Consider the following 23,759-nt stretch of genomic DNA (forward strand, 5'->3'; position numbering starts at 1 on the left):
GGCCTCCGAAAGTTCGACGCAAGGGTTATCCTGTCGGGCTAACGGAGGTTTTTTATGCAGATTTTCAAGGTTGGCGGTGCGGTACGTGATCGCTTGCTGGGCAAACCGGTCACCGATATCGACTGGGTCGTGGTGGGCGCAACCACCGAAGAAATGCTCGCTCAGGGCTATCGCCCGGTCGGCGCGGATTTTCCGGTGTTTCTTCATCCGAAAAGCGGCGCGGAATACGCCCTCGCCCGCACCGAGCGCAAAAGCGGTCGCGGTTATGGCGGCTTCACCTTTCACGCCAGCCCTGAAGTCACGCTTGAAGAAGACCTGATCCGCCGTGATCTGACGATCAACGCCATGGCCGAAGACGACCAGCAAAATCTGACCGATCCTTATCACGGCCAGCGCGACCTCGAAGCTCGAGTCCTGCGTCACGTTTCGCCGGCATTCGCCGAAGATCCGCTGCGAGTACTGCGTGTTGCCCGCTTCGCCGCTCGCTACGCGGATTTGGGTTTTGCCGTTGCGCCCGAGACGCTGGAACTGATGCGTCAGCTCAGTGAGTCTGGCGAACTTGAGGCACTGACAGCCGAACGCAGCTGGAAGGAAATCTCCCGGGCACTGATGGAAGACCAACCGCAGGTGTTCATTCAGGTCTTACGCGATTGCGGCGCACTGAAAGTGCTGATGCCTGAAGTAGATGCGCTGTTCGGTGTGCCGCAGCCAGAAATCCATCACCCGGAAATCGACAGCGGTATCCACACGCTTAGCGTGCTGGAGCAATCGGCGCGGCACAAACAGCCGCTCACCGTACGCTGGGCCTGCCTGCTGCACGACCTCGGTAAAGGCCTGACGCCAGAAGAGGAATGGCCACGACACATCGCCCACGAACACAAGGGGCTGAAGCTGATCAAAGTGGTCAACGAACGCTTCAAGGCGCCGAAGGACTGTCAGGAATTGGCGCTGCTGGTAGGCCAGTACCACACTCACGGCCACCGCGCCTTGGAGTTGAAGGCCTCAACGTTGCTGGAGCTGCTGCAAAGTTTTGATGTCTATCGCCGGCCGCAGCGATTCGAAGAGTTTATCGCTGCGTGCGAGATGGATGCCCGAGGCCGCAAGGGGCTGGAGGACAGGAGTTACCCACAGGCTGATTATTTGCGGGGCGCGGCCAGTGTGGCGCGCGGCGTGGCGGTGCAGCCACTGCTAGAGAAAGGATTCAAGGGCCCTGAACTGGGCGAGGCGCTTAAGCGCGAACGGCTCAAGGCTTTGAAGGCTTACAAAGAGAACGCCTGAGGCCAGCTCAAAAGATGTCCGATCACGGCCCGAGCCTTCGACAGCTCCTACACGGGAATTCGCATTTCCCTGTAGGAGCTTGAGATCTTTTGATTTATAGACTTGGCGGTGTGAGCTGCTCGCCCCGCCACTCGAACCCCACCGGCGCCAACACTTGATCAATCTGCGCCTCGGCCCACAGTGTCGCGAAGCTTTTTCCCACAGCCGGATGCACGCGATCTGGCGCAATGAGCGACAGTGGCCACAACACGAAGGCGTTTTTCAGTATTTCGGCGCGCGGTAGAACCAATCCGTCGAAATTGCCCACCAGATCGCCGTACAACAGCACGTCGATATCCAGCGGCAACCCCTTACGGTCAGGCGCATACCGACCGTTATCTGCTTCGATGAATTTCAAGCGACGATCGAGTTCCATCAACGGCAGGTCGGTAAACGCCGACACCACGAAGTTGAAGAACGGACCACTTTTGATCCCCACAGGCTGGCTTTCGAATACCGCCGAACAGCGGATATCCACCAAAAAAGTGGCCAGCGCATCCAGACCGGCGCGCAAATGGGTTTCGCGCTCGATGTTGCTACCGAGCCCGAGATAGACCTGAGTCAGCGACATCCGCGCTCGATCTCCACACCCACGCCACCCTTGGCGGCCGGCACGGCGCCGGGCTTGGTCAGCTTCAGGCGTACCCAGGTGATCTTGAATTCGTCCATGAGTACCGCGACCAGACGCTCGGCAAAGGTCTCGACCAGTTGGAACTGCGCCTGTTCGGCAAACGCCTGGATACGCGTGGAAACGCTGGCGTAGTCGAGCGCCAGGGTCAGGTCATCACCGGCCGCGGCCGGGCGATTGTCCCAGGCGAAGCTCAGATCAAGACGCAGACACTGTCGGATGCCGCGCTCCCAGTCGTAAGCACCGATCACGGTGTCGACTTCCAGGCCCTCGATAAACACTCTGTCCACGCACTTTTCTCCGCTGCACGACAAGGGCGCAATGCGCCGTTAGAATCAGGGCGTCCTCGCCCGGAATAGTAAGCATGTTTTGGTTACTGGCGACTCTCGCCTACCTGCTCGGCTCTCTGTCCTTCGCCATTTTGCTCAGCCGCCTGACCGGAAATCCGGACCCGCGAATGAGTGGCTCGGGCAATGCCGGCGCCACCAACATGCTGCGCCTGGCCGGTCGCAAACTCGCGATCCTGACCCTGCTGGGTGATCTGTGCAAAGGCCTGCTGCCGGTACTGCTCGCTGCGGCTATCGGCCTTTCGCTGCAAGATCAGGCCTGGATTGGCGTGTGCGCCGTGATCGGTCACCTGTTCCCGCTGTATTTCCGTTTTCGCGGCGGCAAGGGAGTCGCCACCGCTGCCGGCATGCTGCTGGCCCTGTATCCGCCTGCTGCGCTGCTGGCGGTGTGTGCCTGGCTGCTGACGTTCTACCTGACCCGCACCAGCTCTCTGGCAGCGCTGATCGCCACACCGCTGACTCTGCCGCTACTGGCCTGGCAAGAACCGGAGGCACTGCTGCCGATGAGCGCATTGACGCTGCTGATCGTCTGGCGCCACCGTGGCAATCTACGCGACCTGTTTGCCGGGCGCGAACGGCATTTCTGAATACCGTTCATGAGCGCGGCCCATCAGAGCGCCGACAATTGCTCCATCGGCCAGCGCGCCTGCACGCTGATCGCCAGACTTTCCTGCTGTCCGGCCTGCAATCGCTGGCAACCGGCGAACGCGATCATCGCGCCATTGTCGGTGCAGAACTCGGGACGGGCATAAAACACATCGCCCTTCATGTCGCCGAGCATTTTCTCCAGTGACACACGGAGGGCCTTGTTGGCGCTGACGCCGCCAGCAATCACCAGGCGCTTCATGCCCGCCTGTTTCAGGGCCCGCTTGCACTTGATGGTCAAAGTCTCCACCACGGCCTGCTGGAACGCCAGCGCGATGTCGCAACGGGCTTGCTCGTTGTCGTCCCCGGCGCTGATGCGCTGCTGCCAGGTGTTGAGCGCCGAGGTCTTCAGACCGCTGAAGCTGAATTCCAGCCCCGGGCGATCACACATCGGACGCGGGAAAGTGAAACGTCCTGCGACGCCCTTCTCCGCCAGCTTGGCGATTTCCGGCCCGCCGGGATAATTGAGGCCCATCATCTTCGCGGTCTTGTCAAAAGCTTCACCGGCCGCGTCGTCGAGCGTCTCACCGAGCAACGCGTATTGACCGATGCCATCGACCTGAACCAACTGCGTATGACCGCCGGAGACCAACAAAGCGACGAACGGAAATTGTGGCGGTTCTGGCTCCAGCATCGGCGCCAGCAAATGACCTTCCATGTGATGCACACCGAGTGCCGGAATGCCCCAGGCAAACGCCAGTGCCTGGGCGCAGGAAGCACCAACCAGCAGCGCCCCGACCAGGCCAGGACCCGCGGTGTAGGCGATCGCGTCGATCTCGGTCGGCACACAGTCAGCCTCGGCCAACACCTGACGAATCAAGGGCAGCATGCGTTTGACGTGGTCACGCGAGGCCAGCTCCGGCACCACACCGCCATAGGCGCGATGCAGGTCAATCTGACTGAACAGTGCATCGGCCAGCAGACCCCGTTCACTGTCATATAATGCGACGCCGGTTTCGTCGCAGGAGGTTTCTAATCCCAGTACTAGCATGGGTTTGCGCCTTGTTTAGGCTGAATTCGAAGGCGCGCATAATAGTCCCCGCGTGATGCCCCGACCAGCGGTTTTCGATCAGAGGCTTTGCATTCCGAGCGATGAGGGGTTAACATCCGCAACCCTTAAAAACCGACGACCTCAGCCGCGAATTTTTTGCGACGAGAACGTTGATCCCGGTAATGAAAGAAGGTAGCTCTGGATGCCAGCCGTCAAAGTTAAAGAGAACGAACCCTTCGACGTAGCTCTGCGTCGTTTCAAGCGCTCCTGCGAAAAAGCCGGTGTACTGGCTGAAGTTCGTAGCCGCGAATTTTACGAGAAGCCAACTTCTGAGCGTAAGCGTAAAGCAGCAGCCGCTGTTAAGCGTCACGCCAAGAAAGTTCAGCGCGAACAGCGCCGCGCCGTTCGTCTGTACTAATACACAGACGTTCGTAGCAAGCTTCTGCCAAGCCCGGCCCTCAGCCGGGCTATTGGCATTTGCGGATATCGCTTGATGCTTCATCGTCGACGCCGCACACGCGACCGAGACAAATCTGCTTCAAACGTCAGACCTGGCTCTTTTGCCAGCGGTGCACGTCTTTTCTGACGAGCCTTTCAAGGCTACTGACGAGCACACCCACTGATTCCTCTTACGACGATCAGCCCAAGGCACCTGCATGCGTGCCCGCTTTATTGAGCTATCCGAGGTCTTTAACCGGCCGTCAGCGGATTCAGCGCAACACTTTCAAATAGTCGAAGGCTGATTGGTACTAACGTCAGTGGATTTTCGGCAGATACACTTCCCGACAGCGATAACGCAGACGACACCGGTCGAGCCGCACATTTTGCGCGCTTCAAACAACGACCCGCGTCCGGCCGCCCTTCGCATCGGACTTATTACAGCGCAGACGACGAGCACGCCATGGCCGGGCTGATTCCCCAGAGCTTCATTGACGACCTGCTGAACCGCACCGACATCGTCGACGTGGTCAGCTCGCGCGTGCAATTGAAGAAGGCTGGCAAGAACTACACCGCCTGCTGCCCGTTTCATAAAGAAAAAACCCCGTCGTTCAGCGTAAGCCCCGACAAGCAGTTCTATTACTGCTTCGGTTGCGGTGCCGGCGGCAACGCGCTCGGCTTCCTCATGGATCACGACAACCTGGATTTCCCCCAGGCTGTTGAAGACCTTGCGAAAGCCGCCGGCATGGAAATACCCCGCGAAGAAAGTGGCCGCCCGCACAAGCCGCGCCAGCCGACCGATTCGCCGCTGTATCCGCTGCTCACTGCTGCCGCTGACTTTTATCGGCAGGCACTCAAGAGCCACCCGGCGCGCAAAGCCGCCGTGGATTACCTCAAGGGTCGCGGCCTGACAGGTGAGATTGCCCGAGACTTCGGTTTAGGCTTTGCTCCGCCGGGCTGGGACAATCTGTTCAAACACTTGAGCAGCGACACACTTCAGCAAAAAGCCATGATCGACGCCGGCCTGCTGATCGAGAACGCCGAAACCGGCAAGCGCTATGACCGCTTCCGCGATCGCGTGATGTTCCCGATCCGCGACAGCCGCGGTCGGATCATTGCTTTCGGCGGTCGCGTACTGGGCGACGACAAGCCCAAATACCTGAACTCACCGGAAACCCCGGTTTTCCATAAAGGCCAGGAACTCTACGGCCTCTATGAAGCGCGCAAGAACAACCGCAACCTTGACGAAATCATCGTCGTCGAAGGCTATATGGACGTCATCGCCCTCGCCCAACAAGGCCTGCGCAATGCCGTCGCAACGCTGGGCACCGCGACCAGCGAAGAGCACATGAAACGCCTGTTCCGCGTCGTGCCCAACGTCTTGTTCTGTTTCGACGGCGACCAGGCCGGCCGCAATGCCGCGTGGCGCGCATTAGAGGCAACGCTTTCAAGCCTGCAGGATGGACGTCGCGCGCGATTCCTGTTTTTGCCCGAAGGCGAAGACCCGGACACCCTGGTTCGCGCCGAGGGCACCGACGCCTTCAAGGCCCGAATCAATCAGCATGCGCAGCCGCTGGCAGATTATTTCTTCCAGCAACTGAGCGAAGAGTCCGACCCGCGCTCGCTCGAAGGCAAGGCCCACATGGCCACCCTCGCTGCACCGTTGATCGACAAAGTGCCAGGTGCAAATCTTCGCATTCTGATGCGTCAGCGCCTGACCGAAATCACCGGCCTGAGCAGCGAAACCGTCAGTCAGCTCGCGCAAAACGCACCGCAGGAAGCGCCGCCCGCCTACGATCCGGGCTTCGATTACGATGCAATGCCCGATTACAGCGACTACCATCAGCCGCAGGCGCAGGACATGTACGCGCCGCAGCAGGAGTGGACGCCGAAAAAACCCGGTGCCGGCGGCAAGAAATGGGACAAAAAACCCTGGGATAAAAACGGCAAGCGTGGTGGCGATCGCGATCAGCAGCGGCCACGGACGCCAATCGGCGTCGAGTCGCCGACCCTGACCGCCCTGCGCACACTGCTTCATCACCCGCAATTGGCCAAGCGCGTCGAAGATGCCGGGCACATTGCGGACGAAAATCAGACCAACGCCCAGCTGCTTGTGGCGCTGCTCGAAGCCGTACAGAAGAATCCCAAGCTAAACTCATTTCAGTTGATCGCGCGATGGCACGGCACTGAACAGGGTCGATTGCTCAAGGCACTGGCAGAAAAGGAATGGCTGATTGACGGAGATAACCTTGAACAACAGTTTTTCGACACCATTACTAGCTTGTCAGCCCGCCAACGCGAGCGAAATCTTGAACAGTTACTCAGGAAAGCGCGTCAAAGCGAACTGAGTATCGAAGAGAAAAATCAACTGCGCGACCTTTTAAGTCGCAATGTTTCCGCATCAAGCCCGACCTCAACTGGCGCGTGAGGTCATAGCTCAGGTATAATCCTCGGCTTGTTTTTTGCCCGCCAAGACCTTCAGTGGATAGGGTGTTATGTCCGGAAAAGCGCAACAGCAGTCTCGTATTATTGAGTTGATCAAACTGGGTCGTGAGCAGAAGTATCTGACTTACGCCGAGGTCAACGACCACCTGCCCGAGGATATTTCAGATCCTGAGCAGGTGGAAGACATCATCCGCATGATTAACGACATGGGGATCCCCGTACACGAGAGTGCTCCGGATGCGGACGCCCTTATGTTGGCCGACGCCGACACCGACGAGGCCGCTGCGGAAGAAGCAGCAGCCGCGTTGGCAGCGGTGGAGACCGATATCGGTCGCACGACTGACCCTGTGCGCATGTATATGCGTGAAATGGGTACCGTTGAGCTTCTGACTCGTGAAGGCGAAATCGAAATCGCCAAGCGTATCGAAGAGGGCATCCGTGAAGTGATGGGCGCAATCGCGCACTTCCCTGGCACGGTTGACCACATTCTCTCCGAGTACACCCGCGTCACCACCGAAGGTGGTCGCCTTTCTGACGTCCTGAGCGGTTATATCGACCCGGACGACGGCATTGCGCCGCCTGCGGCAGAAGTACCGCCGCCGGTCGATCCGAAAGCCGTCAAGGCTGACGACGACACCGACGATGATGAAGCCGACTCTTCCGATGACGAAGAAGAAGCCGAAAGCGGTCCGGATCCGGTCATCGCGGCCCAGCGTTTTGGCGCTGTGTCCGATCAGATGGAAATCACCCGCAAGGCGCTGAAGAAGCACGGTCGCAGCAACAAGGCAGCGATTGCCGAACTGCTGCTACTGGCCGAGCTGTTCATGCCGATCAAACTGGTGCCGAAGCAATTCGAAGCCCTGGTCGAGCGTGTTCGCGGTGCCCTGGATCGTCTGCGTCAGCAAGAGCGCGCGATCATGCAACTGTGCGTACGTGATGCACGTATGCCACGCGCCGATTTCCTGCGTCAGTTCCCGAGCAACGAAGTCGACGAAAGCTGGTCCGACGCACTGGCCAAAGGCAAGAGCAAATACGCCGAAGCCATCGGCCGTGTTCAGCCGGACATCATTCGTTGCCAGCAGAAACTGATCGCGCTGGAAACCGAAACCGGTTTGACCATTGCTGAAATCAAGGACATCAACCGTCGCATGTCGATCGGTGAGGCCAAGGCCCGCCGCGCGAAGAAAGAGATGGTTGAAGCGAACTTGCGTCTGGTGATCTCGATCGCCAAGAAGTACACCAACCGCGGCCTGCAATTCCTCGATCTGATCCAGGAAGGCAACATCGGTCTGATGAAAGCGGTGGACAAGTTCGAATACCGTCGTGGTTACAAGTTCTCGACTTATGCCACCTGGTGGATCCGTCAGGCGATCACTCGCTCGATCGCCGACCAGGCCCGCACCATCCGTATTCCGGTGCACATGATCGAGACGATCAACAAGCTCAACCGTATTTCCCGGCAGATGTTGCAGGAAATGGGTCGCGAACCGACCCCGGAAGAGCTGGGCGAACGCATGGAAATGCCTGAGGACAAGATCCGTAAGGTATTGAAGATCGCTAAAGAGCCGATCTCCATGGAAACCCCGATCGGTGATGACGAAGACTCCCATCTGGGTGACTTCATCGAAGACTCGACCATGCAGTCGCCAATCGATGTTGCCACTGTTGAGAGCCTGAAAGAAGCGACTCGCGAAGTGCTGTCCGGCCTCACTGCCCGTGAAGCCAAGGTACTGCGCATGCGTTTCGGTATCGACATGAACACCGACCATACGCTCGAAGAAGTGGGCAAACAGTTTGACGTGACCCGCGAGCGGATCCGTCAGATCGAAGCCAAGGCGTTGCGCAAGCTGCGCCACCCGACGCGAAGCGAGCATTTGCGCTCCTTCCTCGACGAGTGATACCAGAACCCCCGGCCCAGGCCGGGGGTTTTGTTTATGTAGCAGATTAAATCCTCCGCACCACCCCTCCCCCGCATACCCCGTCTACACTCGAAACAACCACCCCCGAGCCATACCGAGAGCGCTATGCCCAGATTGGCGTCCGTGCTAATTCTGCTGTCATTGATGATCTGGACCGCAACGGCTGACGCGCTGACTCTGACCGATGAAGAACGTGGCTGGCTGACGGCTCATCCGGACTTGCGCCTAGGCGTCGACGCGTCGTGGCCGCCCTTTGAGTTTCGTGACGATCAGTCCCGCTATCAGGGCCTGGCAGCTGACTACATAGACGTCATACGCCAGCGTCTGGCGATCAAACTCACCCCGGTCGAACCCGTGAGCTGGACGGTGGTGCTTGAGCAGGTCAAGCAGGGCAAGATCGATCTGCTGCCCGGGATCATGTCGACACTGGAGCGTCAGGGATATCTGTCGTTCACTCGTCCTTACCTCGACTTCCCCATCGTCATCCTCGCCCACGTCGGCGGCGCACAACCGCGCAAACTTGACGATCTGTACGGCCTGAAGATCGCCGTGGTGGAAAACTACGCGCCCCATGAACTCCTGCGCACCCACCATCCCGACCTGAATCTGGTCGCCATGCCCAATGTCAGCTCTGCCTTGCAAGCGCTTGCGACCGATGAAGTCGACGCCGTAGTCGGTGATCTCGCGTCCAGTGTCTGGAGCCTGCGTCAGCTGAAACTCGACGGCCTGTACGTCAGCGGCGAAACACCGTATCGCTATCAGCTGGCGATGGGCGTACCCCGTGACAACAAGATACTGGTGGGCATTCTGGACAAAGTCCTGGCGGACATGTCCCCCGCTGAAATCAGCGAGATTCAAGAGCACTGGGTTGGCAACGTGCTTGATCACCGGACATTCTGGTCGGATCTGCTGGTTTACGGCCTGCCTGGCCTGGTGATCCTGATCATCGTGCTGGCGGTGGTTATCCGCATCAATCGCCGCCTGAGTTCGGAGATCGCCCGCCGCATCAACCTCGAACAGGAATTGCGCAGCAGTGAGTATCACTATCGTGGCTTGGTAGAGAGCTTGTCGGCCATTGCCTGGGAAGCGCGAATGAGCGACTTCACCTACAGCTATGTGTCACCCCACGCCGAAGACTTGCTCGGCTATCCGCTATCGCATTGGCTGATTCCGGGGTTCTGGCGCAACATCATTCACCCGGCCGACCTGACCCGCGCCCAGAGCTTCTGCGATCACGAAGTGCTGGCCGGACGCGATCATAGCCTCGATTACCGGGTGATCACCGCCGACGGTCGCTGTCTGTGGGTACGCGACATCGTCAGCCTTATCGAACACGGCCATGAACCGGTGATGCGCGGGCTGATGATCGACATCAGCGAGACCAAACGTACCGAGGAAGCCTTGCGCCTGTCCGAGCAGAAATTTGCTTCGGTGTTCCAGCAATGCCCGGACATTCTGGTGATCGCGCGGTTGTCCGACGGTTGCTTGCTGGAAGTAAACGAGGCCTTCGAAGAGCAGATCGGACTGAAAGCCGAAGAAGTCATCGGTCAGACCGCCACCAACCTCAACATCTGGGGGATTCCCGGGGTCGGGCCGGGGCTATTGCAGCGGTTGCAGGCCGGCAGCATTCGCAATCTGGAAATGCCCTTTCGCCGTAACAATGGCCAGGTGTTTACCGGGTTGATTTCCGCCGAACCCTTTGATCTCGACACCACGCCCGCACTGGTCGTGGTGGTGCGCGATATCACTCAGCTCAAGGAAACCCAACAGCAACTGCAAACGTCGGAAGAAAAGTTTGCCAAGGCGTTTCATGCATCGCCGGATGGCTTGCTGCTGTCGCGTCAAAGCGACGGATTGCTGCTTGAAGTCAACGACGGTTTCAGCCGGATCACCGGGTTCAACAGCGCCATGTCGGTGGATCGTTCGGCCCTGGACCTGGGCATCTGGGTCAACCTCAACGAGCGCAAACAGATACTCGATCTGCTGCACCGCGACGGCTTCGTCCGTGATTTCACCTGCCATATTCGCCGCAGCGATGGGCAGATTCGCCTGTGCGAAGTGTCTGCCCGACCGCTACCGATCGGCGAAGAAGACTGCATGCTGACCATCGCCCGCGACATCACCGAACGCCACCTGATGCAGGAGAAACTGCAACAGGCTGCAACTGTTTTCGAAAGCACCGCGGAAGGCGTGTTGATCACTGACACCCAACAGCACATCAGCGCAGTCAACCGGGCCTTCACCGAAATCACCGGTTACAGCGAAAGCGAAGCCCTCGGCCATACACCGCGCCTGCTCGCCTCGGGCCTGCACGACAGCGCGTTTTACGCAGCGATGTGGCACCAGTTGACCGATGAAGGTCACTGGCAGGGCGAGATTTCCAATCGGCGCAAGAATGGCGAGTTGTACCCGAGCTGGCTGACCATCAGCGCAGTGCGCAACCGCGACAAACTCATCACCCATTTTGTTGCGGTATTTGCCGACATCTCCAGCCTCAAACACGCCCAGGCCAAACTCGATTATCAGGCTCACCACGACCCACTCACCGGCCTGCCGAACCGCACGTTGTTCGAAAGCCGTTTGCTCACGGCACTCAATAATCAGCAGGAAAACGGCGGTCTGGGTGCCGTGCTGTTCCTCGATCTCGACCGCTTCAAACACATCAATGACAGCCTCGGTCATCCAGTCGGCGACCTGCTGCTCAAGGGCATCGCCGTACGCCTCAAAGAACAGTTGCGCGACATCGATACCGTCGCCCGCCTCGGCGGCGACGAATTCATCATCCTGTTGCCCGGCCTGCAACAGGCCAGCGACGCCGACCATATCGCGCTGAAACTGCTCAATTGCTTCGGCGCACCGTTTCAGGCCGGCGAACACGAGTTTTTCATAAGCGCCAGCATCGGCACCAGCCTGTACCCCCGCGACGGTTGCGACGTGGCCACACTGGTAAAAAACGCCGATGCGGCGATGTACCGCTCCAAAGCCAAGGGCCGCAACCGCGTCGAGAGTTACACCCGCGACCTCACCGCGCAGGCCATCGAGCGCGTGGCACTGGAGCACGAACTGCGTCGAGCCATTGAGCGTGAAGAGTTGCATCTCTACTACCAACCGAAAATCAGCCTCGACGACCACAGCCTCGTCGGCGCCGAAGCGCTGATCCGCTGGCGCCATCCAACTTTTGGCGAGGTGCCGCCGGAGCACTTCATTCCATTGGCCGAAGAGAACGGGATGATTCTGCAGATCGGCGATTGGGTGCTGGAGACCGCGTGCCGGCAAATGTTCGAGTGGAACCAGATCTACGACAGCCTCGGGCCGCTGTCGGTCAACCTCGCCGGGGCGCAGCTGCGGCAACCGAATCTGCTTGGGCGCATCGAGCAACTGCTCAAGGACAACGGCCTCAGGCCGGATTTACTGCAACTGGAAATTACCGAAAACTTCATCATGAGTCAGGCTGAAGAAGCACTGACAGTGCTGCATCAACTCAAACACCTGGGCGTACAACTGGCAATCGACGACTTCGGCACCGGTTATTCTTCGCTGAGCTACCTCAAGCGTCTGCCGCTGGACATCCTCAAAATCGATCAGTCATTCGTCCGCGGACTGCCCGACGACCCGCACGATGCGGCGATTGTCCGCGCCATCATCGCCTTGGGCCGAAGCATGCAATTCACCGTCATCGCCGAAGGCGTGGAAACCCAGGCGCAACAACAATTTCTCGCCGCCGAAGGCTGCGAACAGATCCAGGGCTACATCGTCAGCCTGCCGCTGCCACCGGAAGAGTTCGCCACGACGTTTCTGCGTATTACGGTATCGGATTTTTCGGATAGCACAGCGGCGAAACCGTCGCTATAATCCGCGGCCTACTGAGGGCCTATAGCTCAGTTGGTTAGAGCAGAGGACTCATAATCCTTTGGTCCACGGTTCAAGTCCGTGTGGGCCCACCACTTTGAAAGCCGCGCAAATGCGCGGCTTTTTCTTGGGTGATGGTTTGGTGTTTTCAGTCTTGGCGAGCTTCATCGCCTGTAACATGCGCTGATCAACGATCCGCACCAATGGAGCCCCCCGTGCCCGACATCCGCCCGCCCGTGCTTGACGAAATCGACCGCCAGTTGATTGCAGCCCTGCAAATCAATGCTCGCGAAAGCGTGGCCATGCTCGCCCGACAGTTGGGGATTGCCCGCACCACGGTGACGTCACGATTGGCGCGGCTGGAAAAAGCCAAGGTGATCACCGGTTACGGCGTACGCCTGGGGCAGCGGGTGGTCGATGGCGGTTTGCAGGCGTATGTCGGGATAAAGGTTCAGCCGCGCTCCGGTAAAGATGTGTTGCGCCGCTTGAGTGCGATGGCGCAGGTGCAGCAGCTGTGTGCGGTGAGTGGCGAATTTGATTATGTGGCGTGGTTGCGCACGGATTCGCCGGAGCAGCTGGATCAGTTGCTGGATCAGATTGGCAGTGTGGATGGGGTTGAGAAGACCACGACTTCAATTATCTTGAGCAGCAAGATTGATCGGGGTCAGCCAGTCTGACTGCAGGCATTGAGATCCCGGATGTCAGATAGGGCCTATTCGCGGGCAAGCTCGCTCCCACAGGGAACAGAGTGAAGCTTAAGATCGTCATTTTGAACAGGAAACTGGCAAAACGACGACACTTTGCGTCTTATTAACGTGTTCTACGCTCCCTAGAATGGCTGGCATCTTTTCCTATACTCAGACGCGCATTCCGCGTCGGGTCGCCAGCAAGGTCAGCCATGAACAAGAACAATCGCCATCCTGCAGACGGTAAAAAGCCCATCACCATTTTCGGCCCGGACTTTCCTTTCGCCTTCGACGACTGGATCGAACACCCGGCCGGACTCGGTAGCATCCCGGTGCAAAATCATGGCGCTGAAGTGGCGATTGTCGGCGCCGGCATCGCAGGTCTTGTGGCCGCTTACGAGTTAATGAAGCTGGGCCTGAAACCGGTGGTTTACGAGGCGTCGAAACTGGGTGGGCGCCTGCGCTCGCAGGCGTTCAACGGCACTGACGGTATTGTCGCTGAGCTCGGCGGCATGCGTTTCCCGGTATCTTCCACCGCGTTCTACCACTACGTCGACAAGTTGGGTCTGGAGACCAAACCGTTCCCGAACCCGCTGACACCGGCGTCCGGCAGCACAGTGATCGACCTGGAAGGCAAAACCCATTACGCACAGAAACTGGCGGATCTTCCTGCGCTGTTCCAGGAAGTGGCTGACGCCTGGGCGGACGCGCTGGAAGCCGGTTCGCAATTCGCCGATATCCAGCAAGCCATCCGCGACCGTGATGTGCCGCGCCTCAAAGAACTGTGGAACACTCTGGTGCCGCTGTGGGACGACCGCACGTTCTACGATTTCGTTGCCACCTCCGAGGCCTTCGCCAAACTGTCGTTCCATCATCGCGAAGTGTTCGGCCAGGTCGGTTTCGGCACGGGTGGATGGGACTCGGACTTCCCTAACTCGATGCTGGAAATTTTCCGCGTGGTGATGACCAACTGCGACGATCACCAGCACCTGGTGGTCGGCGGTGTGGAACAGGTGCCGCAAGGCATTTGGCGTCATGTGCCGGAACGTTGCGTTCACTGGCCAGAAGGCACCAGCCTGAAATCCCTGCACCGGGGCGCCCCGCGTTCCGGCGTGAAAAAAATCGCCCATGCAGCCGATGGTCGTTTCGCTGTCACCGACAACAACGGCGACACCCGCGAATACGCCGCCGTCCTGACCACTTGCCAGAGCTGGCTGCTGACCACCCAGATCGAATGCGACGAAACGCTGTTCTCGCAAAAGATGTGGATGGCGCTCGACCGCACGCGCTATATGCAGTCGTCGAAGACTTTCGTGATGGTCGACCGGCCGTTCTGGAAGGACAAGGACCCTGAAACCGGTCGCGATCTGATGAGCATGACCCTCACCGATCGCCTGACCCGTGGCACCTATCTGTTCGACAACGGCGACGACAAGCCTGGCGTGATCTGCCTGTCGTACTCGTGGATGAGCGACGCGTTGAAAATGCTCCCGCACCCGGTAGAAAAACGTGTAGAGCTGGCGCTGAATGCGCTGAAGAAGATCTACCCGAAAGTCGACATTGCCGCGCGCATCATCGGCGATCCGATCACCGTGTCGTGGGAGGCTGATCCGCACTTTCTCGGCGCGTTCAAGGGCGCTCTGCCCGGCCACTATCGCTATAACCAGCGCATGTACGCGCACTTCATGCAGGACGACATGCCAGCCGAGCAGCGCGGGATCTTCATCGCCGGTGACGATGTGTCGTGGACGCCTGCGTGGGTTGAAGGCGCGGTGCAGACTTCGCTCAACGCGGTGTGGGGGATCATCAAACATTTCGGCGGCGCCACACATAAAGAGAACCCAGGCCCGGGTGATGTGTTCAAAGACATCGGCCCTATCGCCCTGCCCGAGTAAGAGGAATTCCTGATGCGTGTAGCCCTTTACCAATGTCCACCGCTGCCACTGGACCCCGCCGCCAACCTCCAGCGCCTGCATCAACTGGCGATGGAGGCCAAAGGCGCCGACCTGTTGGTGCTGCCGGAAATGTTCATGACCGGCTACAACATTGGCGTCGAGGCGGTCAGCACATTGGCCGAGGTCTACAACGGTGAATGGGCGCAGCAGATCGGCCGGATCGCCAAAACCGCTGGCCTGGCGATCGTCTACGGTTATCCCGAGCGCACTGCCGACGGTCAGATCTACAACGCCGTGCAGCTGATCGACTCCCACGGCGAGCGCCGGTGCAATTACCGCAAGACCCATCTGTTCGGGGATCTTGACCGGTCGATGTTCAGCGCCGGTGGAGACGAGGTTCCCGTGGTGGAACTCAACGGCTGGAAGCTCGGTTTCCTGATCTGCTACGACCTCGAATTCCCGGAGAACGCCCGACGACTGGCCCTCGCCGGCGCCGAGCTGATTCTGGTGCCGACGGCGAACATGATCCCGTTCGATTTCGTTGCCGATGTCACCGTCCGCTCGCGCGCCTTCGAAAACCAGTGCTACGTGGCCTACGCCAACTATTGCGGCCATGAGGGCGACATCCATTATTGCGGACAAAGCAGCATCGCCGCGCCGGACGGCAGTCGTATTGCTCAGGCCGGCCTGGACGAAGCGTTGATCGTCGGCGAGTTGGATCGGCAGTTAATGGTCGACTCCCGCAAGGCCAATCACTATCTCAGTGATCGTCGGCCTGAACTTTACGGCGCGCTCAACAAGCGCTAATCCGCTAGCATTGGCACTTCACTGTTCTGGAAGTGCCCATGCCTGCGCCGACTCACCCCCGCCCCCACACTGAAACCCTGGCCAACGGCTTGCGCGTGACCCTGCGTCATGTGCCTGGTCTGAAGCGCAGCGCTGCCGCACTGCGGGTGGCCGCGGGCAGTCATGACGTGCCGCTGGCGTGGCCGGGACTGGCGCATTTTCTTGAGCATTTGCTGTTTCTCGGCACTGAGCGTTTTCCCGCGAGCGAAGGGCTGATGGCCTACGTGCAGCGTCACGGCGGGCAGGTGAATGCCAGCACTCGCGAGCGCACTACCGATTTTTTCTTTGAGTTGCCGAGGCAGTCATTCAGTGCCGGGCTTGAGCGTTTGTCAGACATGCTCGCTCAGCCGCGTATGAATCCGGACGATCAATTGCGGGAACGGGAAGTGTTACAGGCGGAATTTTTCGCCTGGTCACAAGATCCGACGGCGCAGCAGCAGTTTGCGTTGTACGAAGGTTTACCGGCTGATCATCCATTGCGCGGCTTTCATGCTGGCAATCGGGACACTCTCCAGGTCGAGCAGCCGGAGTTTCAAAAGGCTCTGACAGACTTCCATCAGCAGTTCTATCGCACCGGGCAAATGACCTTGAGCCTGGTTGGGCCGCAAAGCCTCGAACAGCTGCGCGAGTTGGCGGAAACGTTCGCGGCGGCGTTGCCGGCTGGGGATAACATTGCGCAAGCCGCGCCGCCGCCGTTAAAGGTGAAAAGTTATCAACAGGTCGCCGAACGCCAGTGCAATCTGCTGTTTGCATTCGACGCCTTGCCTGATTCATCCGCTGAAGCGTTGGCGTTTCTTTGCCACTCGTTGAACAGCGCCAAGCCCGGAGGATTGCTTGCGTATTTGCAGCAGCAGGGCTTGGCTGACAGCTTGAAAGCGGCGCCGCTCTATCATTTTGCTGACCAAGCCTTGCTGCATCTGGCGTTCAATACATCCTCCGAATCGCTGAGCAGCATTGGCGAACAGGTGCGGGACTGGCTGAGCTTCTTCGCGCAGCAGGACTGGACGCCGCTGCGTGAAGAATACGCAGCCATGCTTGCGCGTCAGCAGCAAGTCAGCGGCGCATTGCAACGGGCGCGGCTCGACAGCGAACAATTGGAAACAGGCCTGAGCGCAACCGGCGTAGCTGCCCTCAAACATATCCTTGGCGAGATCGGCACTGTGGATAACTTCAGCGCCCATTGGCGTTTGCCGACTGCCAATCCGTTTTTGCGCGCCAACGAACCGGTCGCCAACGCCGGACTGATCCGCGGACAAACCAGCGCTCACCGAGGTCTGCGCACGTTCGCGCAGGATCGTTCACGCGGCCGTCGCGAGCGCTCGCCGATGCACTTCAGCCAGGTATTGCCGGACAACGGTGATCAAGGCGCGATTTATCTGCGCTGGCAGATGGAAGCGGCAGCCACCGCTGGCCTGCAAGCGCAACTGCAGGGCAGCCTGCGGGAAACTCAGGACGACGCACGTCAGGCCGGGGTTGAATTGTCATTCAGCACGACCGGCAATCAATGGCTGCTGAAACTGACCGGTCTGCAAGAACCAATGCCGATCGTCCTGGAGCATGCGCTGAAATGCCTTACGCAAGTTGACGCCGATTCCGCGCGAGGTGAGCCGGAAACGCCGTTGCTACCGATCCGCCAATTGCTCAAGGCATTGCCTGAACAATGTTCGGCCTCTGTAGAAACATCCGACAATGCTCGGCACCTGTGGACAACTTCTCGCTGGGATGGCCTGGCCTTGGGCCTCGGTGCGCAAACCCAATCAGCCATGGGCCTGGCCCTGAGCCGCATCCCCGGCACACCCGATACTCAAATACCGGCTCCGTCGGCGATCAATGGTCAACACCTGTGGCGCCACATCGACACCGCGTCCAGCGACCACGCGTTGTTGCTGTTCTGCCCAACGGCCAGTCGCGATGTCGCTGATGAAGCCGCTTGGCGCCTGCTCGCGCAGTCGTGCCAAACGCCGTTCTACCAACGCCTGCGGGTCGAGTTGCAGTTGGGTTACGCGGTGTTCAGTGCCGTGCGGCAGATGCACGGACAGACCGGGTTGCTGTTCGGCGTGCAATCGCCGACGTTCGCACCGGTGGAGTTGCTCCGCCATATTCAACAGTTTATTGAAGCGCTTGCTTCGCTCATCGATGCGACTGACCTCGTCCAGCAACGGCAGAACCTCGCCGATCAATTCAGCGACGAAAATCTATCGACCAAAGATGTCGCCGAACTGCTGTGGCAGGCCAGACTTGCCGGCCACTCGTCGGATTATCTGCCGCAACTGGTCAGCGCAATCGATTCGCTGGAACGCCCAGCATTGCTGGCCGCCGCGCAACGACTGAACCGCGCCGAGGGTGGCTGGCTGTGCCTCGCCAGCGATTCGCCGCTCGGCGCGCCGTGGCAAGCGACAAAGTGATCATTACCGAGGCTGCAACGAGCTTTATCGAATATTCACGGGCAATCACGTTGAAATTTTGAGTAACATAGCCGCCTAACTATTTGGAACATCCCTGCGCTGCCGTGGACTATACCTATGGACAGCGCTATCCCATCCACCACCTGAGGAGTAACCCTATGTCCTGGACAAAACCTGCTTACACCGACCTGCGTATCGGCTTCGAAGTCACCATGTACTTCGCCAGCCGCTGAGTTCTGCCTCGACAGAATTGCAGTGCAACGCCTCGGTTCGCCGGGGCGTTTTATTTTCAGCGTTGAAATGATGGAGCGTTCATGTTCGTCCAGATTCTGGGTTCGGCCGCCGGTGGCGGATTTCCGCAGTGGAATTGCAACTGCGTCAACTGCGCAGGTTTTCGCGACGGCAGCCTGAATGCCAAGGCCCGCACCCAATCGTCGATCGCGATTTCCGATGACGGCGTGAACTGGGTGCTGTGCAACGCCTCGCCGGACATCCGCGCGCAGTTGCAAAGCTTTGCCCCGATGCAACCGGGCCGCGCTCTGCGCGATACCGGCATCAGCGCCATCATCCTGATGGACAGCCAGATCGACCACACCACTGGCCTGCTCAGCCTGCGCGAAGGCTGCCCGCATCAGGTCTGGTGCACGGACATGGTTCACGAAGACCTCAGCACTGGGTTTCCGCTGTTCAAGATGCTCACCCACTGGAACGGTGGGTTGGACTGGAACCGCATTGAGCTCGACCAGAGCTTCACCGTTGCCGCGTGCCCGAACCTGCGCTTCACCCCGCTGCCATTGCGCAGCGCCGCGCCGCCCTATTCGCCGCACCGCTTCGACCCGCACCCAGGCGACAACATAGGCTTGATCGTCGAAGATCTGAATACCGGCGGCAAACTGTTTTACGCCCCGGGCTTAGGCAAGGTCGACGCGCCGCTGCTGGAAATCATGGCCGGCAGCGATTGCCTGCTGGTGGATGGCACGATGTGGGATGACGATGAAATGCAGCGCCGTGGCGTTGGCACCCGCACCGGGCGCGAGATGGGCCACTTGGCGCAGAACGGCCCCGGCGGCATGCTCGAAGTGCTGGAGCAATTGCCCGAACAGCGCAAAGTGCTTATCCACATCAACAACACCAACCCGATTCTCGATGAGGATTCGCCGGAGCGCGCAGAACTGGCGCGGCGTGATGTTGAAGTGGCGTTCGATGGCATGAGTATTGTGCTGTAGCTGATGGCCTCATCGCTGGCAAGCCAGCTCCCACAAGGTTCTGTGGCGTACGCAAAATCTGTGGGAGCTGGCTTGCCAGCGATGGCGTCCTGACAGACACCACAGAATCCAATGGTTGTTCCCGGAGAACAGACATGACTGATACGCCAATGTCCCCTACAGAATTCGAAGCGGCCCTGCGCGCCAAGGGCGCGTATTACCACATCTACCATCCGTACCATGTGGCGATGTACGAAGGCCGCGCCACCCGTGAGCAGATTCAGGGCTGGGTCGCCAACCGCTTCTACTATCAGGTGAACATCCCCCTGAAAGACGCCGCGATCCTCGCCAACTGCCCGGATCGCGAAATCCGCCGCGAGTGGATACAGCGCTTGCTCGACCATGACGGCGCTCCCGGTGAAGACGGCGGTATCGAAGCCTGGCTGCGGCTCGGCCAGGCAGTCGGCCTCGACCCGGATCAACTGCGTTCGCAGGAACTGGTGTTGCCTGGCGTGCGTTTCGCCGTCGATGCCTACGTTAACTTCGCCCGCCGCGCCAGTTGGCAGGAAGCCGCCAGCAGCTCACTGACCGAACTGTTCGCGCCGCAGATCCATCAGTCGCGTCTGGACAGCTGGCCGCAGCATTACCCGTGGATCGACCCGACCGGCTACGAGTACTTCCGCACCCGCCTCGGCCAGGCACGGCGCGATGTCGAGCACGGCTTGGCGATCACACTGGAACACTACAAGACGCGCGAAGGCCAGGAGCGCATGCTGGAAATTCTCCAGTTCAAACTGGACATTCTTTGGAGCATGCTCGACGCCATGAGCATGGCCTACGAACTGAACCGCCCGCCGTATCACAGCGTGACTGAGCAACGCGTCTGGCATAAAGGAATCACCTTATGAGTTTCGACCGCAGCAAGACCCCGACCTGGCGTCCCGGCTACCGTTTCCAGTACGAACCGGCGCAAAAAGGCCATGTGCTGCTGTACCCCGAAGGCATGATCAAACTCAACGAGACGGCCGCGCTGATCGGTGGTTTGATTGACGGTGAACGGGATGTCGCGGCGATCATCGCCAAACTCGACGAGCAGTTCCCCGGCGTGCCCGAGCTCGGTGACGACATCGAGCAATTCATGGAGGTTGCCCGTGCGCAACACTGGATCACCCTTGGTTGATCTGCCCGCAAAACCTGAAATCGGCCTGCCGCTGTGGCTGCTCGCCGAGCTGACGTATCGCTGCCCGCTGCAATGCCCGTACTGCTCCAATCCACTGGATTTTGCCGAACAGGGAAAAGAGCTGAGTACCGAACAGTGGATCAAGGTGTTCCGCGAAGCACGGGAGATGGGCGCGGCTCAGTTGGGCTTTTCCGGCGGAGAGCCGCTGGTGCGCCAGGACCTCGCCGAGCTGATAGCTGAAGCGCGGAAATTGGGTTTTTACACCAACCTGATCACCTCCGGCATCGGCTTGACCGAGCAGAAAATCAGCGACTTCAAGAAGGCCGGTCTCGACCACATCCAGATCAGTTTCCAAGCCAGCGACGAGCAAGTGAACAACCTGCTCGCCGGCTCGAAAAAAGCCTTTGCGCAGAAGCTGGAGATGGCCCGTGCAGTGAAGGCCCACGGCTATCCGATGGTGCTGAACTTCGTCACTCATCGGCACAACATCGACAAGATCGACCGCATCATCGAGCTGTGCATTGCGCTGGAAGCCGACTTCGTCGAGCTCGCCACTTGCCAGTTCTACGGTTGGGCGCAGCTCAATCGTGTCGGTCTGTTGCCGACCAAAGAGCAACTGGTCCGTGCCGAGCGCATCACCAACGAATACCGCGCCAAACTGGAAGCCGAAGGGCATCCGTGCAAGCTGATTTTCGTTACCCCGGACTACTATGAAGAACGCCCGAAAGCCTGCATGAACGGCTGGGGCAGTATTTTTCTGACAGTCACACCGGACGGCACCGCCCTGCCTTGTCATGGCGCCCGACAGATGCCGGTACAATTTCCCAATGTGCGCGACCACAGCATGCAGCACATCTGGTACGACTCGTTCGGCTTCAACCGCTTTCGCGGTTACGACTGGATGCCAGAGCCGTGCCGCTCCTGCGACGAAAAGGAAAAGGATTTCGGCGGCTGCCGCTGCCAGGCATTCATGCTGACCGGTGATGCAAGCAATGCAGACCCGGTGTGCAGCAAATCCGAACATCACGGTGTGATCTTTGCGGCCCGCGAAGAAGCCGAGCACGCCACCCAAACCATCGAACAACTGGCCTTTCGCAATGAACGAAACTCGCGCCTCATCGCTAAAGGCTGAGCCTTTCAGCGCCGCCCAAGCCGTCGCTGCCGGAATGGATTTTGCCGAACTGCAACTCGGTGCCAACGGTTTGTTCTGGAACGAATATCGCCCGGAAGATGCCGCGTGCCGAATCTGGCACTGGCGCGACGGCGTGGCGAAATGTCTGACACCCACGGGTTTCAGCGTGCGCAGTCGGGTTTACGAATATGGCGGTGGAGCGTTTTGTCTGACGCCTGACGGTGTGGTTTTCGTTAATGAGGCGGATCAGCAGCTTTACCGGCAAACGCTGGATGGCTCGCCCGAGGCGCTGACATCAGGCGAGTGCCGGTATGGCGATGTGAATTTTGCCGACGGGCAGATTTTGGCAGTCGAGGAAAATGGCGATCAGCACCGACTGGTCGCAATCGATCTGGCCGATGGTACGCGCCGTTTGCTGGCCGAAGGCGCGGACTTTTATGCCGCACCGATTATCAGCCCGGATGGCGCAAGGCTGGCGTGGATCGAGTGGAGCCGTCCGCATCAACCATGGACGTCAACCCGGTTGATGGTGGCCGAGCGTTCCGGGCAGAGCTTTTCAGCGCCCCGCTGCGTGGCGGGCGATGCCATTGAAGAGTCGATTCAACAGCCGCGTTTCGACGCGAAAGGACAGCTTTACTGTCTGACCGACCGCGCTGGCTTTTGGCAGCCTTATGTCGAATCAGTGGATGGATTCGAGCCATTGCCCAGCGTGCAAGCGGATCACGCGCCAGCGCCGTGGCAAATGGGTGGCTGCACCTGGCTGCCAATGGCTGACGGCTATCTGGCCAGTTGGAGTGAGAGCGGTTTCGGTCGCCTCGCATTGAATGGCGATGACCTTACCGGCGATTACAGCCGATTCCGGCATCTGGCACTGGATGAGCGATTCATCTATTGCATCGCTGCCTCGCCGATCAGCCCTTCGGCGGTGATCGCCATTGATCGCGCATCCCATAAAGTAACAGTGCTGGCCGGCGGCGTTGCGCCGCTGGCCGCCGAACGCATCAGCCGCCCGCAAACCCTGCGCTACCCAAGCGGTTCGGGCGAGGCTCACGGGTTCTTTTATCCGGCGATGAGTGGTGAAACGAAGCCGCCGCTGGTGGTGTTCATCCATGGCGGCCCTACCTCAGCCTGCTACCCGATGCTCGATCCGCGCATCCAGTACTGGACGCAACGCGGCTTCGCGGTCGCCGACCTCAACTATCGCGGCAGCAGCGGGTATGGCCGGGAATATCGGCAGGCGTTGCAGTTGAGTTGGGGTGACGTTGATGTGGAGGACGCCTGCGCCGTGGTCGACTATCTCGCCAGACAAGGCCTGATCGACGGTGAACGCGCGTTCATTCGTGGCGGCAGCGCTGGCGGCTACACGACCCTGTGCGCTCTGGCCTTTCATCAAGTCTTCCGCGCCGGCGCCAGCCTCTACGGGGTCAGCGATCCAGTCGCCCTTGCCCGGGCGACGCATAAGTTCGAAGGCGATTATCTGGACTGGCTGATCGGCGATCCCGAACAGGACGCCGAACGCTACGCTGCCCGCACACCCTTGCTGCACGCGAGCAACATCCGCGTGCCGGTGATTTTCTTTCAGGGTGAACTGGACGCCGTCGTCGTCCCGCAGCAAACCCGCGACATGGTCACGGCGCTGGAGCAGAACGGCATTCCGGTCGAGGCGCACTACTACGCCGACGAACGCCACGGCTTTCGTCGAGCGGTGAATCAGGCGCATGCGTTGGAGCGGGAGTGGGCGTTTTATCGGCGGGTGATGGCATTGGCGGACTGAAATTCACCTCCACCACTCGGATCCGTGTCGCCCCAATCGCTGGCAAGCCAGCTCCCA

Annotated in this window: 19 protein-coding genes and 1 tRNA gene; 17 read left to right on the forward strand and 3 right to left on the reverse strand. The window is 59.5% G+C overall.

Going from position 1 to position 23,759, the window contains the following annotated elements; genetic code table 11:
- The first annotated feature begins 54 nt into the window (after nucleotides 1–54).
- The gene (locus tag AB4P97_RS20885; protein WP_042561391.1) at nucleotides 55–1,278 is read left to right on the forward strand and encodes a multifunctional CCA addition/repair protein; all 1,224 of its coding nucleotides are present in this window, start codon (nucleotides 55–57) and stop codon (nucleotides 1,276–1,278) included.
- A 94-nt stretch (nucleotides 1,279–1,372) separates the two neighbouring features.
- Here AB4P97_RS20885 and folK read toward each other — a convergent pair whose 3' ends face one another.
- Both folK and folB read right to left on the reverse strand, forming a co-directional pair.
- Complete coding sequence (gene folK / locus AB4P97_RS20890) at nucleotides 1,373–1,888, reverse strand: 2-amino-4-hydroxy-6-hydroxymethyldihydropteridine diphosphokinase (RefSeq protein ID WP_042561392.1); 516 nt, start codon at nucleotides 1,886–1,888, stop codon at nucleotides 1,373–1,375.
- Nucleotides 1,879–2,235 carry a dihydroneopterin aldolase gene (gene folB / locus AB4P97_RS20895; protein WP_042561393.1) on the reverse strand — a complete coding sequence of 119 codons (357 nt, stop codon included), beginning with the start codon at nucleotides 2,233–2,235 and terminating at the stop codon, nucleotides 1,879–1,881. Before folB ends, folK begins: the two co-directional genes overlap by 10 nt.
- Before the next feature lie 74 nt (nucleotides 2,236–2,309).
- On the opposite strand from folB, the gene plsY reads away from it, so the two are divergent.
- Nucleotides 2,310–2,879 carry a glycerol-3-phosphate 1-O-acyltransferase PlsY gene (plsY, locus tag AB4P97_RS20900; protein ID WP_042561394.1) on the forward strand — a complete coding sequence of 190 codons (570 nt, stop codon included), beginning with the start codon at nucleotides 2,310–2,312 and terminating at the stop codon, nucleotides 2,877–2,879.
- A 23-nt stretch (nucleotides 2,880–2,902) separates the two neighbouring features.
- Here plsY and tsaD read toward each other — a convergent pair whose 3' ends face one another.
- A complete protein-coding gene (gene tsaD / locus AB4P97_RS20905; RefSeq protein WP_042561395.1) occupies nucleotides 2,903–3,928 on the reverse strand; it encodes a tRNA (adenosine(37)-N6)-threonylcarbamoyltransferase complex transferase subunit TsaD in 1,026 nt (341 codons plus the stop codon).
- Nucleotides 3,929–4,130: 202 nt separating this feature from the next.
- Between tsaD and rpsU the strand changes: the two genes are divergently transcribed.
- The 15 genes from rpsU to AB4P97_RS20980 all read left to right on the forward strand — a co-directional run bounded on the left by rpsU (nucleotide 4,131) and on the right by AB4P97_RS20980 (nucleotide 23,702).
- Nucleotides 4,131–4,346, forward strand: coding sequence for a 30S ribosomal protein S21 (gene rpsU / locus AB4P97_RS20910; RefSeq protein WP_002551877.1), 216 nt, complete (start codon nucleotides 4,131–4,133; stop codon nucleotides 4,344–4,346).
- A 483-nt stretch (nucleotides 4,347–4,829) separates the two neighbouring features.
- The gene (gene dnaG, locus AB4P97_RS20915; RefSeq protein WP_042561396.1) at nucleotides 4,830–6,794 is read left to right on the forward strand and encodes a DNA primase; all 1,965 of its coding nucleotides are present in this window, start codon (nucleotides 4,830–4,832) and stop codon (nucleotides 6,792–6,794) included.
- A gap of 67 nt (nucleotides 6,795–6,861) precedes the next feature.
- Nucleotides 6,862–8,709, forward strand: coding sequence for an RNA polymerase sigma factor RpoD (rpoD, locus tag AB4P97_RS20920; protein WP_042561397.1), 1,848 nt, complete (start codon nucleotides 6,862–6,864; stop codon nucleotides 8,707–8,709).
- A 126-nt stretch (nucleotides 8,710–8,835) separates the two neighbouring features.
- Nucleotides 8,836–12,582, forward strand: coding sequence for a bifunctional diguanylate cyclase/phosphodiesterase (locus tag AB4P97_RS20925; RefSeq protein ID WP_395601552.1), 3,747 nt, complete (start codon nucleotides 8,836–8,838; stop codon nucleotides 12,580–12,582).
- A gap of 15 nt (nucleotides 12,583–12,597) precedes the next feature.
- Nucleotides 12,598–12,674: transfer RNA gene (locus tag AB4P97_RS20930), tRNA-Ile, on the forward strand.
- 120 nt (nucleotides 12,675–12,794) lie between these two features.
- A complete protein-coding gene (locus tag AB4P97_RS20935; RefSeq protein ID WP_042561399.1) occupies nucleotides 12,795–13,256 on the forward strand; it encodes an Lrp/AsnC family transcriptional regulator in 462 nt (153 codons plus the stop codon).
- 221 nt (nucleotides 13,257–13,477) lie between these two features.
- Nucleotides 13,478–15,160: a flavin monoamine oxidase family protein gene (locus tag AB4P97_RS20940; protein WP_395601553.1), complete on the forward strand. Its 1,683-nt coding sequence runs from the start codon at nucleotides 13,478–13,480 to the stop codon at nucleotides 15,158–15,160.
- A gap of 12 nt (nucleotides 15,161–15,172) precedes the next feature.
- Nucleotides 15,173–15,967, forward strand: a complete 795-nt coding sequence (locus AB4P97_RS20945; RefSeq protein WP_261736655.1) for a carbon-nitrogen hydrolase family protein — start codon at nucleotides 15,173–15,175, stop codon at nucleotides 15,965–15,967.
- A gap of 38 nt (nucleotides 15,968–16,005) precedes the next feature.
- Nucleotides 16,006–18,411 carry a pyrroloquinoline quinone biosynthesis protein PqqF gene (gene pqqF, locus AB4P97_RS20950; RefSeq protein WP_395601554.1) on the forward strand — a complete coding sequence of 802 codons (2,406 nt, stop codon included), beginning with the start codon at nucleotides 16,006–16,008 and terminating at the stop codon, nucleotides 18,409–18,411.
- 158 nt (nucleotides 18,412–18,569) lie between these two features.
- Nucleotides 18,570–18,644 carry a pyrroloquinoline quinone precursor peptide PqqA gene (pqqA, locus tag AB4P97_RS20955; RefSeq protein ID WP_003422658.1) on the forward strand — a complete coding sequence of 25 codons (75 nt, stop codon included), beginning with the start codon at nucleotides 18,570–18,572 and terminating at the stop codon, nucleotides 18,642–18,644.
- An 81-nt stretch (nucleotides 18,645–18,725) separates the two neighbouring features.
- Nucleotides 18,726–19,637: a pyrroloquinoline quinone biosynthesis protein PqqB gene (gene pqqB, locus AB4P97_RS20960; RefSeq protein ID WP_047303785.1), complete on the forward strand. Its 912-nt coding sequence runs from the start codon at nucleotides 18,726–18,728 to the stop codon at nucleotides 19,635–19,637.
- A gap of 134 nt (nucleotides 19,638–19,771) precedes the next feature.
- Entirely contained in the window at nucleotides 19,772–20,524 is a 753-nt protein-coding gene (pqqC, locus tag AB4P97_RS20965) for a pyrroloquinoline-quinone synthase PqqC (RefSeq protein ID WP_042561405.1), read from the forward strand.
- Entirely contained in the window at nucleotides 20,521–20,796 is a 276-nt protein-coding gene (pqqD, locus tag AB4P97_RS20970) for a pyrroloquinoline quinone biosynthesis peptide chaperone PqqD (RefSeq protein ID WP_042561406.1), read from the forward strand. Before pqqC ends, pqqD begins: the two co-directional genes overlap by 4 nt.
- Nucleotides 20,768–21,928, forward strand: coding sequence for a pyrroloquinoline quinone biosynthesis protein PqqE (pqqE, locus tag AB4P97_RS20975; RefSeq protein WP_395601555.1), 1,161 nt, complete (start codon nucleotides 20,768–20,770; stop codon nucleotides 21,926–21,928). The genes pqqD and pqqE overlap by 29 nt, the downstream gene beginning before the upstream one ends.
- Nucleotides 21,894–23,702 (forward strand): S9 family peptidase, encoded by a 1,809-nt coding sequence (locus AB4P97_RS20980; protein WP_395601556.1) that lies wholly within the window; start codon nucleotides 21,894–21,896, stop codon nucleotides 23,700–23,702. The genes pqqE and AB4P97_RS20980 overlap by 35 nt, the downstream gene beginning before the upstream one ends.
- The last annotated feature ends 57 nt before the right edge of the window (nucleotides 23,703–23,759 follow it).

The organism is Pseudomonas sp. A1230 (assembly GCF_044218825.1).
GTDB lineage: Bacteria > Pseudomonadota > Gammaproteobacteria > Pseudomonadales > Pseudomonadaceae > Aquipseudomonas > Aquipseudomonas iridis.

Coding starts and splice junctions, on each gene's coding strand:
- AB4P97_RS20885 (WP_042561391.1), top strand. CDS start 55: ATGCAGATTTTCAAGGTTGGCGGTGCGGTACGTGATCGCTTGCTGGGC.
- folK (WP_042561392.1), bottom strand. CDS start 1,888: ATGTCGCTGACTCAGGTCTATCTCGGGCTCGGTAGCAACATCGAGCGC.
- plsY (WP_042561394.1), top strand. CDS start 2,310: ATGTTTTGGTTACTGGCGACTCTCGCCTACCTGCTCGGCTCTCTGTCC.
- tsaD (WP_042561395.1), bottom strand. CDS start 3,928: ATGCTAGTACTGGGATTAGAAACCTCCTGCGACGAAACCGGCGTCGCA.
- rpsU (WP_002551877.1), top strand. CDS start 4,131: ATGCCAGCCGTCAAAGTTAAAGAGAACGAACCCTTCGACGTAGCTCTG.
- dnaG (WP_042561396.1), top strand. CDS start 4,830: ATGGCCGGGCTGATTCCCCAGAGCTTCATTGACGACCTGCTGAACCGC.
- rpoD (WP_042561397.1), top strand. CDS start 6,862: ATGTCCGGAAAAGCGCAACAGCAGTCTCGTATTATTGAGTTGATCAAA.
- AB4P97_RS20925 (WP_395601552.1), top strand. CDS start 8,836: ATGCCCAGATTGGCGTCCGTGCTAATTCTGCTGTCATTGATGATCTGG.
- AB4P97_RS20940 (WP_395601553.1), top strand. CDS start 13,478: ATGAACAAGAACAATCGCCATCCTGCAGACGGTAAAAAGCCCATCACC.
- AB4P97_RS20945 (WP_261736655.1), top strand. CDS start 15,173: ATGCGTGTAGCCCTTTACCAATGTCCACCGCTGCCACTGGACCCCGCC.
- pqqF (WP_395601554.1), top strand. CDS start 16,006: ATGCCTGCGCCGACTCACCCCCGCCCCCACACTGAAACCCTGGCCAAC.
- pqqB (WP_047303785.1), top strand. CDS start 18,726: ATGTTCGTCCAGATTCTGGGTTCGGCCGCCGGTGGCGGATTTCCGCAG.
- pqqC (WP_042561405.1), top strand. CDS start 19,772: ATGACTGATACGCCAATGTCCCCTACAGAATTCGAAGCGGCCCTGCGC.
- pqqD (WP_042561406.1), top strand. CDS start 20,521: ATGAGTTTCGACCGCAGCAAGACCCCGACCTGGCGTCCCGGCTACCGT.
- AB4P97_RS20980 (WP_395601556.1), top strand. CDS start 21,894: ATGAACGAAACTCGCGCCTCATCGCTAAAGGCTGAGCCTTTCAGCGCC.